Origin of the sequence: Myxococcus llanfairpwllgwyngyllgogerychwyrndrobwllllantysiliogogogochensis (genome assembly GCF_006636215.1) — a bacterium.
GTDB classification, from domain to species: Bacteria; Myxococcota; Myxococcia; order Myxococcales; family Myxococcaceae; genus Myxococcus; species Myxococcus llanfairpwllgwyngyllgogerychwyrndrobwllllantysiliogogogochensis.
This window is the reverse complement of the sequence record NZ_VIFM01000267.1, coordinates 1-15,146: the sequence shown is the minus strand read 5'-3', so window position 1 is coordinate 15,146 and position 15,146 is coordinate 1. Positions and strand designations below refer to the sequence as shown.

Sequence of the window (15,146 nt, the reverse complement as noted above, 5' to 3'; positions counted from 1 at the left end):
GGCTTGCGGACGGGGGGAGGCGGGAAGATGAACTCCACGCGGCGGTTGGCCGTGCGTCCAAGCGACGTCCCGCTGGACTCGAGCGGCCTGTCCGCCCCGAGCCCCCGCGCCTCCAGTCGCTCCGTCGGGACGCCCTTCCCCTCCAGGTAGGCCACCACGGCCTCCGCGCGGGCCTGCGTCATCGCGCGTCCGGTGGTCGCGTCATCCCAGGCGTCGGTGTGCCCCTCCACGATGACGCGCGTCAGCTCCGGGTGCGCGAGCAGCACCCGGGCCACGTTGTCCAGGAGCGCGTGCGAGCTCGCCTGGAGCTTCGCCGTCTGACTCTCGAAGCCGATGCGCTCCAGCAGCTCCAGCCTGTCTCGCTGGAGGCTGACGCGCTGCTTGTCCTGGGCGGGGCAGCCCTGGTTCGTCGCCGGGCCGTACACCGTGGGGCAGTTGTCCCGATGGTCCGCGAGGCTGTCACCGTCCCTGTCCCGCTCGGGACACCCGCGCAGGTGGGGGACGCCCTCGTCGCGAGGACAGGCGTCGTCCTCGTCCGGGACACCATCGCCGTCCTCGTCCTGCTCCGGACAGCCCTGCCGCTCCACCGGGCCGGGCTCCTCGGGACACACGTCGGCGTCGCCCTCCACGCCATCGCGGTCCGGGTCGACGATGGGGCAGCCCTTGCGCTCCAGCGGGCCGGCCTCGCGGGGACACGCGTCCTTGGTGTCCTCCACGCCGTCGTCGTCGAAGTCCCGGGCGGGACAACCCTCCCGGAACGCGGGGCCCGCATGGCGCGGACACTTGTCCACGGAGTCGTCCAGGCCGTCGCCGTCGGTGTCCTTGCTGGGACAGCCGCGCGTGGAGGCGGGGCCAGGGAGGAGCGGGCACGCATCCCCGGCATCGGACACACCATCACCGTCGCCGTCGGAAGCAGGCCGCGCCTGGGGCGCATGACCACATCCGGAAGCGAGCGCCCCACCCAGCAGGAGGAGCAGGACTCCGCCGCGCAAAACACGCATCATCACGAAGGGCACCAGAGCGCACGGGGCCGAGCGCTGTCCAGGTGATGTGTCTGGTGGACGGGCCACGCGCTCACGTCGGCAAGGTGTCGGACAGGGGAAGCTCCACGGTGAAGATGGAGCCCTTGCCGGGCTGGCTCTGGACGCGGATGCCGCCGCCGTGGGCCTCGACGATGCGCTTGGTAATCCAGAGCCCCAGGCCCAGGCCCTTGAAGTGCTGCGCGGACTCCGAGCGCTCGAAGCGCTCGAAGATGCGCTCCTGGTCCTCCTGCGCCACGCCGATGCCCTCGTCCTGGACGACCAGCTCCGCCACCGCTCCGCGCGGCTCCACCCGCACCGTCACCGGCCGCCCCGCGCCATACTTCGCCGCGTTGGACAACAGGTTCACCAGCACCTGCTCCAGCCGCAACTTGTCCCACTGCCCCACCACGGCGTCGTCCGCCAGCATGCGCACCTCGCTGCCCGCGCGCACCAGCTCCTCGGACATCCGCGACACCAGCTCGCGCGTCAGCGCCGCCAGGTCCACCTCCTCCAGGTTGAGGGACAGCCGGCCCGCGCTGATGCGCGACACGTCCAGCAGGTCGTCGATGAGCAACCCCAGCCGCTGGCCCGCGCGTGCCGCCTTCTCCGCGCGCTCCGCCAGCCCGCTGGCCGCCATCGCGTCCTTCGCCATGCGCGCCAGCAGGTGAATCTGGAGCTGCAACGCGTTGAGCGGCGATTTCAGCTCGTGCCCCGCCACCGACAGCAGCTCGTCGCGAGCCTTCACCGCCTGGGTGGCCGCGCCATACAGCCGCGCATCCTCGATGGCCAGGGCGGCCCGCGCGGCCAGGCTCTCCAACAGCGCGCGCTCCTCCGCGGTGTACTCGCGCCCGCGCGCCTCGCGGATGACGCCGAGCGTGCCCAGCACCCGGCCCCGCGCGCCCAAAGGAACGATGATGAGGCTCTGCGGCCCGTAGCGCTCCAGGAAGGTGACACCCTCCGGCGAGCGGTCCCCCTGCAGCTCCTCCGCGCTCAGTCGGGGCACGAAGAGCGTCTGCCCCGTGGCCACCACCCGGCCCGACAGCCCTTCACCCACGCGCGCCGGGTTCATCCGCAGCGACGACTCCAGCACGCCGCGCGCGACGGGGTCCGGATGGTGCGCCGCCACCAGCTCCAACTGCTCCCCTTCCTCCGCGAGCAGTTGCAGGACGCACCCGCCACCCAGCGCCTCGGACACCTTGCTCGCCAGCACGTCCAGCACCGTGGGCAGGTCCAACCCCGCCTCGGCGATGAGCTGGCTGACCTGCACCAGCACGTGCAGCCGCGCGGCGCTGCGCCGGCTCTCCTCCTCCGCCGCGCGCGCGTCGCGAAACAACCGCGCGTTGTCCATGGCCATCGCCGCGCGCCGGGTGAGCTCCTCCGCGAGCGACAGGTCCGTCGCGTCGAAGGGCGCCCGCCCCGCGTCCCGCACGAAGGTCAGCGCGCCGAGCGTGCGCTGCCGGGCCACCAGCGGCGTGAGGATGAGCGAGCTGATGCTCCACGTCGACGCGCCGTCCACCTCGGAGACCGCGCGCGTCTTGCGGGTCTCCATGCGGGATTGCCCGCTGGCCAGCACCCGCGCCAGCGTGGAGGGCTGCCCCGAGTCCAGCGGGAAGCTCGTCAGCTCCAGCACCCGCTGCGCCTTCTCCGGGCTCGCGTGCAACACCGCCAGCCGCCGCACCACGCCCTCTTCGTACGAGTCCACCGAGCACCCGTCCGCGAAGTGGCCCAGCGCCAGCCGCGCCACGCCGGCCACCGTGTCCTCCCAGCCCAGCGAGCCGGACACCAGCGCGCTCGCGTCCGCCAGCAGGCTCAGCCGCGCGCCCAGCGCCTCCGCCTCCAGTCGCGCGGTGTGCTCGCGCTCGTACAGCCGCGCGCGCTCCAGCGCCTGACCACACTGCCGCGACAGCCCGATGATGGACTCGCGCTCCAGCGCGGTGAAGTCCTTCTCCCGCTCGAAGCCGAAGGCCAGCGTGCCGAACACCCGCCCCTCGACGAACAGCGGCGCCAGCGCCAGCGCGCGCAGCGGCCCTTCTTCCATCAACGCCGCGAGCCTCGGGTAGCGGGCCTGAATCGCCGCCAGCGTCTCCAGCCACACCGGCGCTTCGGCCAGCACCGCGTCGTACCCCGGCAGGTCCTCGCCGGTGCGGGGCAACACGCGCAAGGGCTCCAAGAGCCCGTCGGGCACGCCCACCGCCGCGATGAGCTCCGCGGACGCGCCGCCCTCCGGCGTCAGATGCACCATGCCCGCCATCGCATCCACCGCCGGCAAGCCCAGGTCCAACACCACGTGGGCCACCTCCTCGCGGGTGAGCGTCTGACCGAAGGCCTCCGTCACCGCCTGGAAGCGGCTCAGCCGCAGCACCTCCGCCTGCTCCACCTCCGCGCGCGCCCGAGCCACCTCCACCCGCGTCCCCTCCACCGCCAGCTCCCGCTCCAGCGCCAGCCCCGCAAGGCGCGCGTACAGCCCGCAGCGCTGAAGGTCCTCCTCCGACGGCACCCGCCCCTGGCGCAGGACGGCGCACAACACGCCGACGACGCCCCGGTCCACGGAGGGCGACAGCGGCAGCGACACCAGCCCCACCGCGCCCAGCTTCCGCCGGGCCTCCGGCTCGCCCGCGAGCAGCACGTCCCGCTCCAGGTCCACCGACACGTACGTCAAGAGCGCCCCGTCGATGTCCCTCGGGCCGTTCAGCAGGCGCTGGCCACACACCTCCAGCGCGTCAGCCGGCAGCGCGGGCGTGGCGAGCGTACGAGGGACGCTTTCGTCCTCTCTCCAACACATGAAGACGCCGGACGCGGAGAGGGTGGCCGCGGCCTCGCGCAGCAGCGCCTCCAGCACCGCCCGCACCGGCGGCGCCACCGACAGCCGCTCCCGGGGCCGCGTCACGCGGTCCGTCGCGGCCACCCGGTTGCTCTCGGGCACCTTCATGCCCACACGTCCCCCCGGTCTGGGCCCCATCGGGCCAACCGCGAAGCTCCAGTGTCCCATGTCCGCCAGGGCCGCGAAACCCGCGGGCACCTGTCCCCAGGTACAAGAGACCTTGGCTTTCAGTGAGCGAACACATTGAAGAAGGCGAAGAAAATCTCGAGGACGATGAGCAGGACGATGACGGCCTCCAGCGTGTGGGAGCGGTCGATGTCCACGTCGCCCTTGAGCAGGCCATACGTCTGGGCGAGCAGTTGCTGCTTGCGCGTGACGGAGCCCTGCCAGGCGGAGATGCGCATGCGGCGCACCGCGCCCTCGTAGACCTTGGCCAGGTAGAAGTCGCCGATGATTTTCAGGCTGTTGTCCACCCGCTCGATGAACTCGTTGAGGTCCACCAGCGTGGTGAGCGTCTGCCGCGTCAGCGTGCGGTACGGGCTGCGGAACAGCCGCGTCCACCCGTGGCGCTTGGCCTGCACCTCGTCGTGGATGCGCGCGATGTGCTCGTCCAGCCGCTCGTCGTAGTAACGGAATTCCAACAGTTGCGCGTTGGCGATTTCGAGCAGGTCCGGGATGTCCCCGGAGCCCGACGGCTCGTAGACGAAGGCGCTGTTCCAGTCGATGACGACCAGGTCATTCACCGTGTAGCTGAAGCGCATCTGCGTGACGGCCTCGCTCTCCCGGCGCGACAGCGGCGTCTGGCCGTTCTCCCCCAGCAGCAGCCGGGCGAGGTCCGCCTCCGCGAGGATGTCCTCCGCGGACGGGTTGCCCTGGATGCTCTCCGCGAAGATGACGGTGTAGCTCTCGTTCTGGTCCCACAGGTGCGGCTCCTGCACCGCGGCGGCGATGGTGTTGCGCACGCCTTCCACCAAATCCAGCGCCAGGTCCTCCAACGCCTGGCTGTCATACAACTCGTCCGCCACGCGGATGAGCTGCTCCAGCGACGTGCCCGGCACCACGGGCACGCGCAGGATGATGGACGCGGCGCCATGGTCGAACAGGCGCGCGGTGGCATCCACCGTGACGGGCCCGTCCTTCAGCGCGAGCGGCCTTCGCCCCAGCTCATACGCGAGCGGCGGATTGGGGAGCTGGAGGTACTGGCCATTCTCGCGCGACAGCTTGAGGCGGCGGGTGTCCTCCGACACGGCCTTGCGCGCCCGCTCCAGGTTGATTTCCTCCGCGATGTCGAAGGTGCGGTAGCAGAGGATGTGGGCCTTCTCGAAGAGCAGGGGAGCCGAGGCAGCCATGGTGCGCCCAGCCTAGCCCGCGCGTCCCCACACGAACGCCGCCGAATGGCTGACGCCGGGCGCCTGTCGACGAGCCGTCAGTCCTCGGGCACGGGTGAGGGATGCACCACCGGCTTGCCCGGGCCGGGCCGCGTGTCCGGCACCCCACCGACCTGGTCGGGCGGCGGCGACACAGGCTCTCCCGCCGAACGCCGAGCCTCCCGCCCGTCCTCGGGAAGCCGAGGCTCCTTCCTGGGATGGGTGACTTCATGTTCGGCCATGGCGCGCTCCCTTTGCTCACTCAAGCTAGGGCGCGCCCTGAAGCGAGCGCATGTCCCGCCCACCCGTCAGGCCGCTGGGCGGACAGGGTGGCTTCCGACACCTGCCCATCCACCCCGTCACATTGTCGATGTTTCACGCCGGAAGCCTGTCACGCCGGCCCCCCGCCATTCCTCTCAATTGGCCGCACGTCAAGACTGGGGCGCAACGCCTGCCATGACGGCCAGGAGCGCGCTCATGTCGACGGTTTATGAGCCCGGGCCCCGGGGGGCGCCAGCTCCGTGCGCACATCCCACAGCTCTGGGAAGAAGCGCAAATCCAAGGCCTTGCGAAGGAAGGACACCCCGGAGGAGCCCCCGGTGCCCTGCTTGAAGCCGATGATTCGCATCACCGTCATCATGTGCCGGTAGCGCCACAGCTGGAACCGCTCCTCGGTGTCCACCAGCTTCTCGCACATCTCGTACGCATCCCAGTGCGCCTCGGTGTCCTCGTAGATGCGACGGAACACCTCCACGACGGCCGGGCTCTTCTCGTACGGCAGCCGCCAGTCGCGCTGGGCGCGGTCCTCCGGAATCGCATGCCCCATGCGCGCCAGGTACCGCAGGAACTCGTCATAGAGGCTGGGAGACTCCAACAGCCTCTCCAGCTCACCATGCACATCCGGCTGGTGGCGGAAGGGACCCAGGGCATTGGGGTCCTTGTTGCCCAGCAGGAACTCCACCGCGCGGTACTGCCAGCTCTGGAAGCCAGACGCGGGCCCGAGCGCGTCGCGGAACTCCAGGTACTCATTCGGCGTGAGCGTCTCCAGCACGCTCCACTGCTCGAAGAGCATCCGTTGGATGTTCCCCACGCGGGCGAAAATCTTGAACGAAGGCTCCAGCCGGTCCGCCTGCACATAGCGGATGCACGCGCTCAGCTCGTGGATGAGAAGCTTCATCCACAGCTCGCTCGTCTGGTGCTGGATGATGAAGAGCAGCTCGTCGTGGTGCGGGGGCTGCGAGCGCGGAACCTGCGCCGACAACAGCCGGTCGAGCTGTAGGTACTCACCGTACGTGGTCCTTCCGGCCAGGTCGGTGATGATTCCAGGCTCCAGATCTCGTTTGTTCATGGGCCCGGGCATTCATGCCCCTGCAAGCCCCCGCGGGCAAGACTTCCCGTACGGGCTGCCCCCGAACCCTCTCCCTGCCAGGGAGCACGGTTGACGGAGGTGCGGTCACTGTCTGCCCGGGCCGGGGCCAAACGTGCCGCTGATTTAACCGTTCGCTGCTTGGGCGGCGGCGGCCAGGGCCTTCGACGCGGCGCGGCCACGGGGCAGCTTGATGTCCTCGACGCTGTTGGCGGGCGCGTAGTCGACCCACGCCGACGGGCGGCGGTTGGTCTTCTCCAGCATCCGCAGCTTCTGGTAGTGCGCGGCGCAGTAGCCCTTGGTCCGGCTGGGCTTGCCGCAGTCGACGATGGCGCACTCGCGCGAGCCATCCGCCGCCGCCGGCTTACGGCCGCGACGCTTGCCACCCGCCGACACCGACGCCGCCGCGCTCACCGCGCCACGCGCCGCCGCGGGGGGACGACCCACGGCCTTGCGGCCCGGCTTCGCCGCCGCGACCTGGGCGCCGAACAGCGGCCCCACGACCTCGGCCAGCGGGGCCAGCCGCTCCGCCACGTTGCGCAGTGCATCCAGATCCGCCGTCCCGGACTCCAGGCGGGAGACCACGTCGCGCAGCGGCTTGAGCTGGACCTCGATTTCGTTACGGATCATGTCCCGAAACGCTTTATCCACGGACATTCGTTCAATCCTCGTCTTGGCTAATCTGGTTGTTGAAGGTCTGGAAGGGGGAGTTGATTTGTGATGCTGCTCATACCCATACCTTCCAATTTAGGATTTGTCTAAAGGAAGCGATAAAAGGTGTGACTGAAGGACGTATCACCCCCCCTACCGTACCGGTCGGGGCCCCATTCCAGTGGGGCGGGAACGGCGCTCAGCCGTCCCAGCGAAGGTCTTCCAGCAGGGAGCGGGTCCCCGAAACAAAGGGCCCCTCGGCCAGGGTGCGCAGTTCCTCGCGAGCCAGCGTCAGCTCCACACGCAGCGTCTGCTGCTCGCGGGGATCCAACGCGGTGGAGAGTCTGGGCAACAGCGAACTCTCTTCTTCTTGGAAATGCGCGACCCAGAGATCCTCGAGCGCATAGAGCCGGGCCTGCCATTCGGCATCGCCCAGGGGCAATTCCTCCAACTCATCCATCAGCTCACGCATGGCCAGATGATCCTCGGCCTGCTGACGGGCACGAGCACGCCCTTCCACCCGAGCCACCAGCGGTTGCAGACAGCGCTCCTCCAGCCAGGTGTGCAGTCGCAACAGCTCCAGCAGCTCGCGCTGCGCGCTCAGAGGCTCCTCCTCCGCGCCAGACACGAGCCGCTCGAAGCGCTCCTCGAGCTCACGGTGCTCCTCCACGAGGATGTCGAACGGGCCTCCCATACCCTCAACCATCTGCATGGTTCGGCAGGCAGACAACCAAAGCTGCGCTTCATCCTCACATTATCGAAACTCAAACGACAGGGCGAGCGAACGTTCGGCGGGGTGAAACAACGTCCCGCAGCCTGCCTCGACTGGCGGCTGAAAGCCCATGGGGCCGGGCGCGAAGCGTTGCCTACTCAAAGCAACCTCCGGGGTGGGCAGGGCGCGTCCCCCCGGGGACGGCGCGTGGGTTTGCGCTGACCGACGGCCCGGAAGCGGGGGCCCGTCCGCCCGGCCGGGTTGGATGGCGATGGGCGGGGACGTCTCCATGATGTTTCCTCGTGGAAGCTTCGCTCGCCACCCTGCGGAGGACGGTGTTCCACCTCGCCGAGCGGGGCGCGGCGCTCTCCGCGCTCTACCACCGGGCCCGGCTGGTGGGCGCCGAGCACCTGCCCTCGAGCGGCCCCGTGTTGCTGGTGGGAAACCATGGCGTGTGGGGTTACGAAACGCCCGCGTTCTTCCATCTGCTGCACCAGGCCACCGGGCGCAGGGTGCTGGGGTTGGCGGAGCGAGGTTTCTTCCGCATTCCCGTGGTCCGTACGGTGTTGCCCTGGCTGGGTGGCGTGGAGGGGACCCAGGACAATGCGTTGGCGGTGCTGCGCGACGGAGCGCTGGTCGTCTGTTACCCGGGCGGCGCGAGAGAGGTCTTCAAGCGTCCGCGCGGGCGCTATCAGTTGCGCTGGGAGCGGGCCCTGGGCTTCGCGCGGGTGGCCTCCGATGCGGGGGTGCCCGTGGTGCCCTTCGCGGGCTTCGGCGTGGACGACACCTTCCTCTGGCCGCCCGGTGAGGCGCGGCTGGGCGTGCACCTGACGAACGAGGCGAAGTATCGCGTGCCGCTGCTGGTGGGGCTGGGCCCTCTCCCGTTTCCGGTGCGCCTCACCTTCGCGCTGGGCAATGCCCACACCCCGCCGCCTTCGGGGGCCTCCGAGCCGCGGCTGCGCGCGTTCCGCGACAGGGTGGCCACCAGCGTGCATCGGCTGCTGGTCAGGGCTCGCCATGCTTGAGACACCTCCGGGCCGCGCGTCCCGGGCTCCCGCGCCGTCGCGCGTCCCGGATGTCGAGGACATTCCCTCTGGCTACGCGCACTTGCATTGCGAGGAGCGCCGGGTGAAAGGCACACCTTCGCGGCTGTTCACCTTTCCCAACGGCGATACGGATGTAGCCCGCACCGTGGTGTGTCTGCCGGGGTTGGGTGCCAGTGGAAGGTCCTTCGCGCCCATGGAGCCGCTGGCCGGACGGTTCCGGTTGTTGCTGTGGACGCCGCCCCTGCACACCCCCGCCACCCACACCCCGCTGCAGTGGAACCTGGCCGTGCTGAACGACCCCGAGGCACGGCTACCGGAGCGCTTCGCGCTCGTGGGTTCCTCCTATGGCAGCCTGCTGTCCATCGCCTTCGCGCTGGCGCACCCGGAGCGGGTGAAGGCGCTGGTGCTGGTGTCTCCGGTGGCCAGCGTACGCCGGGTGAGGCGGTTGGCGGTGACGCTGTCCACGCTGGTGCGCACGCCGCGCCCGCTGGCGTATCTCTTCGCACCCACGGTGGCGCGAGTGCTCGGAGGCGCGCGGCTTCCTCCGGAGGGGCGCGCGGAAATCGTGCGCGAGGCGCGGCGGTTGACCCCCGTGGAGTTGCTGCGCCGGCTGCGCGACGTGCTGGCCGCGGACTTCCATCCCCGGCTCCACCAACTGCGAGTGCCCACGCTCGTCATCCAAGGTGGCAGGGATTTGCTGGTGCCGCCCCGGGCCGCGCGCGACGTGGCGGAGCACATCCCTGGCGCACGGTTGGAGCTGCTCCGCGACGCGAGCCACCTGCCGTACATGAGCCACCCGGAAGCCTTCAACGCCGCCGTCGGCGCGTTCCTCCAGGAGCACGGTGCCGGAACTCCGAGGCTCGTGCCATGAGCCACACCACCGCGCGATTCTCACGCTCCGCTCTGCAGTTCCTGTCATGCCTGGAGCAAGGCATCGACACTCCAGGGCGCACGCCATGAGCCACACCGCCGCGCGACTCTCGCGCTCCGCCCTGCTGTTCCTGTCGCGCCAGGAAGGGCTGAAGGACCGGGCAACGCGCCTGGGACCACTGCGACGCCTTTCACGGCGCTTCGTCGCGGGCGAGAGCCTGGAAGAGGCGATGGACGCGGTGAAGGCACTCACCGCGCGTGGGCTCTGGGCGTCGTTCGACCATCTCAACGAAGCGGTGCGTGACGCGGCCCAGACGCGGGACGAGGTGCGCGAGTATCGACGGTTGCTGGCGCGCATCGACCAGACAGGCGTGAAGGCCAACGTGTCGCTGAAGCTGACGCAGTGTGGACTGTTGCTCGACCCGGCGCTGGCACTGGAGAATGCGCGCACCGTCGTGGCCGATGCGCGAGCAAGAGACACCTTCGTACGCATCGACATGGAGCACGGCGCGGTGACCCAGGCGACGCTGGACATCGTCCGCCAGTTGCACACGGAGCACGGCGAGCGACACGTGGGCGCGGTGCTGCAGAGCTGCCTGCGGCGCACGGAAACAGACGCCCGCGCACTGTGCGCCGAGCGGGTGCGCATCCGTCTGTGCAAGGGCGCCTATCTGGAGGGGCCGGACATCGCCTTTCCAGACAAGAAGGACGTGGATGCCAGCTTCGTACAGTGCATGAAGGTGCTGCTCGACAGCGGCGTGTATCACGGCATCGCCACGCACGATGAGCGGATGATTGACGCGACGCTGGAGCATGCCACCCGGCGACAGTTGCCGCGCGACGCGTTCGAGTTCCAGATGCTCTACGGCATCCGGGAAGACCTCCAGCAACGGCTCTCCGAGCAGGGCCATCCGGTGCGCATCTACGTCCCGTACGGACCCCACTGGTATCCCTACCTCATGCGCCGCATGGCCGAGCGTCCAGCGAACCTCGCGTTCGTCCTGCGCCACCTCGCGCGGTGAGCCGCGACCCCGGCGCACCGGGCAGCCGGGCGTGGGGGAATGGACAAACGTCCCGTCCGCCAGTCCCGAGCGCTCAGGAATCCCTCACCACGCGCGTCTTTGCCTCACAGGAATACCCTGTCGGCCCGCGCGCCCCGCGCAAGCCCAATCCAACCCGGTGACTCTGTCACCCGGAGGGGGAAGCCATGTCCATGCGGTCCATTCACCACGGACTCCGGGTGTGCGCTCGGACCGTGGGTGTCGTCATCCTCGCGACGAGCCTCGCGTGCGCGTCCGGCGGCACGGGCGGCTCGGGACGCGCGGGGACGGACGAGCCTTTCGAGCACGAGGAAGCCCGTCGCCAGGAAGCGCGGGAAGTGGCCCGGCAGGTGGCGGCGCTGGCGGGTGGCGTGCGTGACGTCGGCTCGCGCCTGGAGCTCACGTTCTGGTCGGAGCGCGGCGCCCTCACGCTGGTGGGCTACCAGTCGGTGCAGCGCGGCGGACGGCCGGGACGCGGCATCGACTCGGATGACTTGCGGCGAACAGTGGCCCGGGCGCTGATGTCCACCACGAGTCACTCCGCGGGCGAGGTGGTGCTGCGGCTGCGTCGCGACGCGTCCTCGTGGGCCCTGGAGCCGAGCGCGTCCTTCTCCACCGAGCGGCCTCCCGAGGCCCTTCACCTCGCCGGACGGCGTGAGGCCTCGACGCCCGAGTCGACCTGGATGGCCGCGAGCGTCCAACGCCTGCTCATGCCGGTGCGGGTGCCCGTGGACGGCACGGTGTGGGCGGACGTGTCCGTGCACGTGCGGGACGGCCGCGTGGTGGGTTGGGAGTTGGAGGGCTGGCGCGTGGTGCGAGCGGGCCGAGGGAACACGACGCGGTCGGTGTCACGCCGGGTCGTCGAAGAGGCGGCGGCGGTGCTGCGCCTCTACTCACCGGGCACGGGCTCGCGCACGCTGCACCTGGGCCTGCGGCTCATCCACGAAGGCAACGCGCCGTCCGCGGAGGGATGGGTGGAGGAGACCCGCGTGGGCCGTCCACTCCGTCCGGGCGGGGGCGTCAGCCGCCTCACACTGCCCTGACGAAGACGACGAAGCCCCGGCGCGCGGCGGGACACAGCCTGCCGCGCGCGGGGCCTCGAAACCGCTAGAAGTAACCGCCCACCGTGGTGCCGACGCTGAACGTCACGTCGACGTCATCACCCAGGCCGAAGGCCAGGCGAGGACCGGCGCCCACGAAGAAGTGGGACGTCACGTGGTACAGGAAGGGCGCGTAGCCCTCCAGGATGACCGTGGAGGCCGAGCCCGTGCCGTCGGGAAGCGACAGGATGTTGTCGCCGACGAACAGCGTGACGATGGCCTTGGGCCACACGGAGACCTTCTCCGTGAGGGAGATGTTGTAGCCCACGCGCGCGTTGATACCGAAGGCGGCCGCCGTGTCGCCGTCGCCGAACACCACCGCCAGGTTGACGCCGCTACCGATGGAGAGGTTCTCCTTCAGGAAGTAATCCACGCTCGGCGCCAGGTTGAAGAAACCGTACCCCGCGCCCTCCGTCGTGTAGCCCAGGTTCGCCGACGCATCCGAGCTGACGACAATCTGCCCGGCGTTGCCGAAAGCACCGGAACCACCACCCGTCGACTGCGCCAATGCACTCGTCGACACCATCAACCCGGCCGCTACGGCCATGGCCTGCCACTGATTTGCCTTCATGAAGCGTCCCTCCGTTGCGTGTGCCCGCGGTCATTCCCGGGCGCTCGGCGGCCCCTTCTAGTCAATGCGCGCCTGCGCGCATCCTTTTTTCGTTCCCTGTGTGTCATGTACCGCATGAGCGCAACTTGAGAATTCGCTCGGCGGAGCCGTTCCTCGCGCCATCTGCCGAGGAAACTCGCTCCCGGAGACGCCGCGCGTGAGACATCGCTGAGACATGGGCCCAGGCCTGGACACGGGCGCGCGGCGGGCCCGCATGGGCCAGGGCTCACGGACGGGAAGGTCGGCCAGGGTGGAGGAGTCAGAGGTCCCGGCCGGCCCTCCCATGCGCGAGGTTCCGTGCCCCGAACGGCCCTGAACCGCTCGGAAGGAGCGCACGGAACGAAGTCACCGTTAGCAAGCCTCACGCCAGACAAACGGCCGGTGAAATCAATCCTTTGTCATTCGTGGAGGGCCGGGAATGAGGCGCGCGGCGCTCGAAGTCGGGACCCGCACGTCCCACAAGCGAACAGACTTGCAATGATTCGCATATCCTCGCGTTGCCGTCTGTCCGTAGGATTCCACCCGGAGCCACGTTCGTGTGGAGCCCGGGGCCGCTGGTGGGACAGCCAGCCCCGCCCGTCAGTGCTCGCGGCGCCGCCCAGGGAAGGACGGGTTGGAGGACATGCCTCGTGTGCGTGCGCCCGCGGTGGCGGGCACCTTCTATTCCTCCAATCCCGCCACGTTGATGACGCAGGTGGACGCGTGGCTGGAGCAGGCGCGGGGGCCGGAGGAGGGGCTTCCCGCCGCGCTCATCGTTCCGCATGCCGGGTATGTCTATTCAGGCGCGGTGGCGGCGGCGGCCTACGCCACGTTGTGGGCTCGGCGAGCGGAGCGCACGCGGGTGTTGTTGCTGGGGCCGTGTCACTTCCACAGGCTGCGCGGCCTGGCGTACCCGGAGGTGGACCTGCTGTGTACGCCGCTGGGGGACGTGCGACTGGACGCGGACCTGCTGCGCCGGGCGACCGCGCTGGGACAGGTGAGCGCCTCGACGGAGGCGCACGAGTCGGAGCATGCGCTGGAGGTGCAGCTCCCCTTCCTCCAGCGCGTGTTGGAGCGCTTCACGGTGTTGCCGCTGGTGGTGGGGCGCACAGACGAGGAGGAGGTCGCCCAGGTGCTGGAAGCGTTGTGGGACGAGGACGTATTGCTCGTCGTCACGTCGGACCTGTCGCACTACCGGCCGTACGAGGAGGCGCGGCGGGCGGACCATGCGACGGCGGCGCGGGTGCTGGCGCTGGAGGGGCCGTTGGACGCGGGCAGCGCGTGTGGCGCGGAGGCCATCAGCGGTCTGCTGCGGGTGGCGAAGCGACGGGGGCTGCGGCCCAGGTTGATGGCGCTGCGCAGCTCCGGGGATGCGGCCGGGGCACGGGACGAGGTGATTGGGTACGGCGCCTTCGTCTTCGATGCGGATGCGCCCGCGAGGGGCGCGTCCCGGTAGAAGCGCTCAGTCGTCCCAGGAGAGGGAGTACTCGCTGTCGAGCAGCGAGGTCTGGCGGCCCTCGACGCGGATGTCCTGGGCGCCGACGGCCTGGAGGGCACCTTCGAGCATGCCTTCGTTGTAGGCGACGGGGGTGAAGATGCGGCGCATGTGGATGAGGCCGGCGCGGGGCGCGGTCCATTCGACCTGGAGTTCGCCGAAGTCGATGGCCATGCGGTAGGCCTCTGGGAGCATGTTGACGAGGAGCTTTGGATCTCCGCCGACCTGCTGACGGACCTCGGTGCCGAACATGGAGCGGACGAAGGCGAGCGTGCCCTGGACGCCAATCTGGCGCATGGCCTCCTCGACGCCGCCGAGCTGGGGCGCAAGCAGGTTGGCGGAGGCGAAGAACAGCCGCATGAAGGGAGGGACGGGGTAGAGCTCGGTGGGGTCAAGGTCGGGAGGGAAGTCACCGGCGTCGACGATGTGTTTCACCGCCTGCTCACCGCCCAGGAAGCGCACGGTGTCGAGCACGGCGGCGAAGTGCATGCCGCGAATGTGCTCGGAGGACTGCACGAGGGCGAGCCGCGAATCCAGCTCCCGCTGCACTGCCTCTGGCGTGTTCCAAGTGCCGCGTTCCATGAGCCGACCTCCACCGCGAAAAAGCGCGCGGAATGCTCGCACAGCTTCCTCGCGCGCGCGAACTCCTGGAGGTCATCCACACCCTGGCGCGTCCCGTTCCTGGGAATGCGGCCAACGCAGCACGTCGGGTGAAGCTCCGCGCCGACTAGGCGTTCTCCTTGCGCAGCTTCGCGTCGAGCAGGAAGTTGCCGAAGGGCACCAGCGACGCGCCGAACGCCACCGCCACGCGCACGAAGGACCAGCGCAACGCGATGGCCGCCTCCATCAACGCGAAGAGGTACAGCACGAACAACAGCCCGTGAGCCATGCCCGTGAAGCGCACCGCCAACGGCATGTCCGCCGCGTACTTCAGCGGCATCGCGATGAACAACAGGCACACGAACGACAGGCCTTCCAACAAGGCCACCGCGCGGAACCGTCCAAGAGGGGTCTTCAACATGGCGCTCTCCCCCTCCTGTCTCCCACCCTGTCTCTTATACCCATCT

The 15,146-nt window shown here is 69.7% G+C and carries 15 protein-coding genes; 5 read left to right on the top strand and 10 right to left on the bottom strand.

Annotated features, from left to right (window positions below; all coding sequences use genetic code 11):
* The 7 genes from FJV41_RS40330 to FJV41_RS40300 all read right to left on the bottom strand — a co-directional run.
* Positions 1-1,004 (bottom strand): OmpA family protein (locus FJV41_RS40330; protein WP_141647943.1); only part of this gene is annotated, 1,004 nt, incomplete at its 3' end.
* Between the two features lie 70 nt (positions 1,005-1,074).
* Positions 1,075-3,951 (bottom strand): GAF domain-containing protein, encoded by a 2,877-nt coding sequence (locus FJV41_RS40325; protein ID WP_141647942.1) that lies wholly within the window; start codon positions 3,949-3,951, stop codon positions 1,075-1,077.
* 119 nt (positions 3,952-4,070) lie between these two features.
* Positions 4,071-5,192: a hypothetical protein gene (locus tag FJV41_RS40320; protein ID WP_141647941.1), complete on the bottom strand. Its 1,122-nt coding sequence runs from the start codon at positions 5,190-5,192 to the stop codon at positions 4,071-4,073.
* A 77-nt stretch (positions 5,193-5,269) separates the two neighbouring features.
* A complete protein-coding gene (locus tag FJV41_RS40315) occupies positions 5,270-5,452 on the bottom strand; it encodes a hypothetical protein (RefSeq protein ID WP_141647940.1) in 183 nt (60 codons plus the stop codon).
* A gap of 233 nt (positions 5,453-5,685) precedes the next feature.
* On the bottom strand, positions 5,686-6,570 hold the full coding sequence (locus FJV41_RS40310) for a tryptophan 2,3-dioxygenase (RefSeq protein ID WP_141647939.1): 885 nt from the start codon (positions 6,568-6,570) through the stop codon (positions 5,686-5,688).
* A 132-nt stretch (positions 6,571-6,702) separates the two neighbouring features.
* Positions 6,703-7,233, bottom strand: a complete 531-nt coding sequence (locus FJV41_RS40305) for a cell wall protein (RefSeq protein ID WP_141647938.1) — start codon at positions 7,231-7,233, stop codon at positions 6,703-6,705.
* A gap of 193 nt (positions 7,234-7,426) precedes the next feature.
* Positions 7,427-7,933: a hemerythrin domain-containing protein gene (locus tag FJV41_RS40300; protein ID WP_141647944.1), complete on the bottom strand. Its 507-nt coding sequence runs from the start codon at positions 7,931-7,933 to the stop codon at positions 7,427-7,429.
* 308 nt (positions 7,934-8,241) lie between these two features.
* Between FJV41_RS40300 and FJV41_RS40295 the strand changes: the two genes are divergently transcribed.
* From FJV41_RS40295 to FJV41_RS40280, 4 genes are all read left to right on the top strand, one after another.
* Positions 8,242-8,964, top strand: coding sequence for a lysophospholipid acyltransferase family protein (locus FJV41_RS40295; RefSeq protein ID WP_141647937.1), 723 nt, complete (start codon positions 8,242-8,244; stop codon positions 8,962-8,964).
* 103 nt (positions 8,965-9,067) lie between these two features.
* Positions 9,068-9,856 carry an alpha/beta fold hydrolase gene (locus tag FJV41_RS40290; protein ID WP_246137719.1) on the top strand — a complete coding sequence of 263 codons (789 nt, stop codon included), beginning with the start codon at positions 9,068-9,070 and terminating at the stop codon, positions 9,854-9,856.
* A gap of 85 nt (positions 9,857-9,941) precedes the next feature.
* A complete protein-coding gene (locus FJV41_RS40285) occupies positions 9,942-10,877 on the top strand; it encodes a proline dehydrogenase family protein (protein ID WP_141647935.1) in 936 nt (311 codons plus the stop codon).
* Between the two features lie 185 nt (positions 10,878-11,062).
* Positions 11,063-11,938 carry a hypothetical protein gene (locus FJV41_RS40280; RefSeq protein WP_141647934.1) on the top strand — a complete coding sequence of 292 codons (876 nt, stop codon included), beginning with the start codon at positions 11,063-11,065 and terminating at the stop codon, positions 11,936-11,938.
* Between the two features lie 64 nt (positions 11,939-12,002).
* Here the strand turns inward: FJV41_RS40280 and FJV41_RS40275 are convergent, their stop codons facing one another.
* Complete coding sequence (locus FJV41_RS40275; protein WP_141647933.1) at positions 12,003-12,566, bottom strand: hypothetical protein; 564 nt, start codon at positions 12,564-12,566, stop codon at positions 12,003-12,005.
* A gap of 661 nt (positions 12,567-13,227) precedes the next feature.
* On the opposite strand from FJV41_RS40275, the gene amrB reads away from it, so the two are divergent.
* Positions 13,228-14,040, top strand: a complete 813-nt coding sequence (gene amrB / locus FJV41_RS40270; protein ID WP_141647932.1) for an AmmeMemoRadiSam system protein B — start codon at positions 13,228-13,230, stop codon at positions 14,038-14,040.
* 6 nt (positions 14,041-14,046) lie between these two features.
* On the opposite strand, the gene FJV41_RS40265 is transcribed toward amrB, so the two are convergent.
* On the bottom strand, positions 14,047-14,661 hold the full coding sequence (locus FJV41_RS40265) for a TIGR02265 family protein (RefSeq protein ID WP_141647931.1): 615 nt from the start codon (positions 14,659-14,661) through the stop codon (positions 14,047-14,049).
* A gap of 145 nt (positions 14,662-14,806) precedes the next feature.
* Positions 14,807-15,100 carry a DUF3817 domain-containing protein gene (locus FJV41_RS40260; protein ID WP_141647930.1) on the bottom strand — a complete coding sequence of 98 codons (294 nt, stop codon included), beginning with the start codon at positions 15,098-15,100 and terminating at the stop codon, positions 14,807-14,809.
* Positions 15,101-15,146: the final 46 nt, after the last annotated feature.

Bases quoted from the DNA above. Each gene is read 5' to 3' on its own strand.
- FJV41_RS40325 (WP_141647942.1), bottom strand. From the start codon at position 3,951: ATGAAGGTGCCCGAGAGCAACCGGGTGGCCGCGACGGACCGCGTGACG.
- FJV41_RS40320 (WP_141647941.1), bottom strand. From the start codon at position 5,192: ATGGCTGCCTCGGCTCCCCTGCTCTTCGAGAAGGCCCACATCCTCTGC.
- FJV41_RS40310 (WP_141647939.1), bottom strand. From the start codon at position 6,570: ATGCCCGGGCCCATGAACAAACGAGATCTGGAGCCTGGAATCATCACC.
- FJV41_RS40275 (WP_141647933.1), bottom strand. From the start codon at position 12,566: ATGAAGGCAAATCAGTGGCAGGCCATGGCCGTAGCGGCCGGGTTGATG.
- FJV41_RS40280 (WP_141647934.1), top strand. From the start codon at position 11,063: ATGTCCATGCGGTCCATTCACCACGGACTCCGGGTGTGCGCTCGGACC.
- FJV41_RS40315 (WP_141647940.1), bottom strand. From the start codon at position 5,452: ATGGCCGAACATGAAGTCACCCATCCCAGGAAGGAGCCTCGGCTTCCC.
- FJV41_RS40305 (WP_141647938.1), bottom strand. From the start codon at position 7,233: ATGTCCGTGGATAAAGCGTTTCGGGACATGATCCGTAACGAAATCGAG.
- FJV41_RS40265 (WP_141647931.1), bottom strand. From the start codon at position 14,661: ATGGAACGCGGCACTTGGAACACGCCAGAGGCAGTGCAGCGGGAGCTG.
- FJV41_RS40285 (WP_141647935.1), top strand. From the start codon at position 9,942: ATGAGCCACACCGCCGCGCGACTCTCGCGCTCCGCCCTGCTGTTCCTG.
- amrB (WP_141647932.1), top strand. From the start codon at position 13,228: ATGCCTCGTGTGCGTGCGCCCGCGGTGGCGGGCACCTTCTATTCCTCC.
- FJV41_RS40300 (WP_141647944.1), bottom strand. From the start codon at position 7,933: ATGGTTGAGGGTATGGGAGGCCCGTTCGACATCCTCGTGGAGGAGCAC.
- FJV41_RS40260 (WP_141647930.1), bottom strand. From the start codon at position 15,100: ATGTTGAAGACCCCTCTTGGACGGTTCCGCGCGGTGGCCTTGTTGGAA.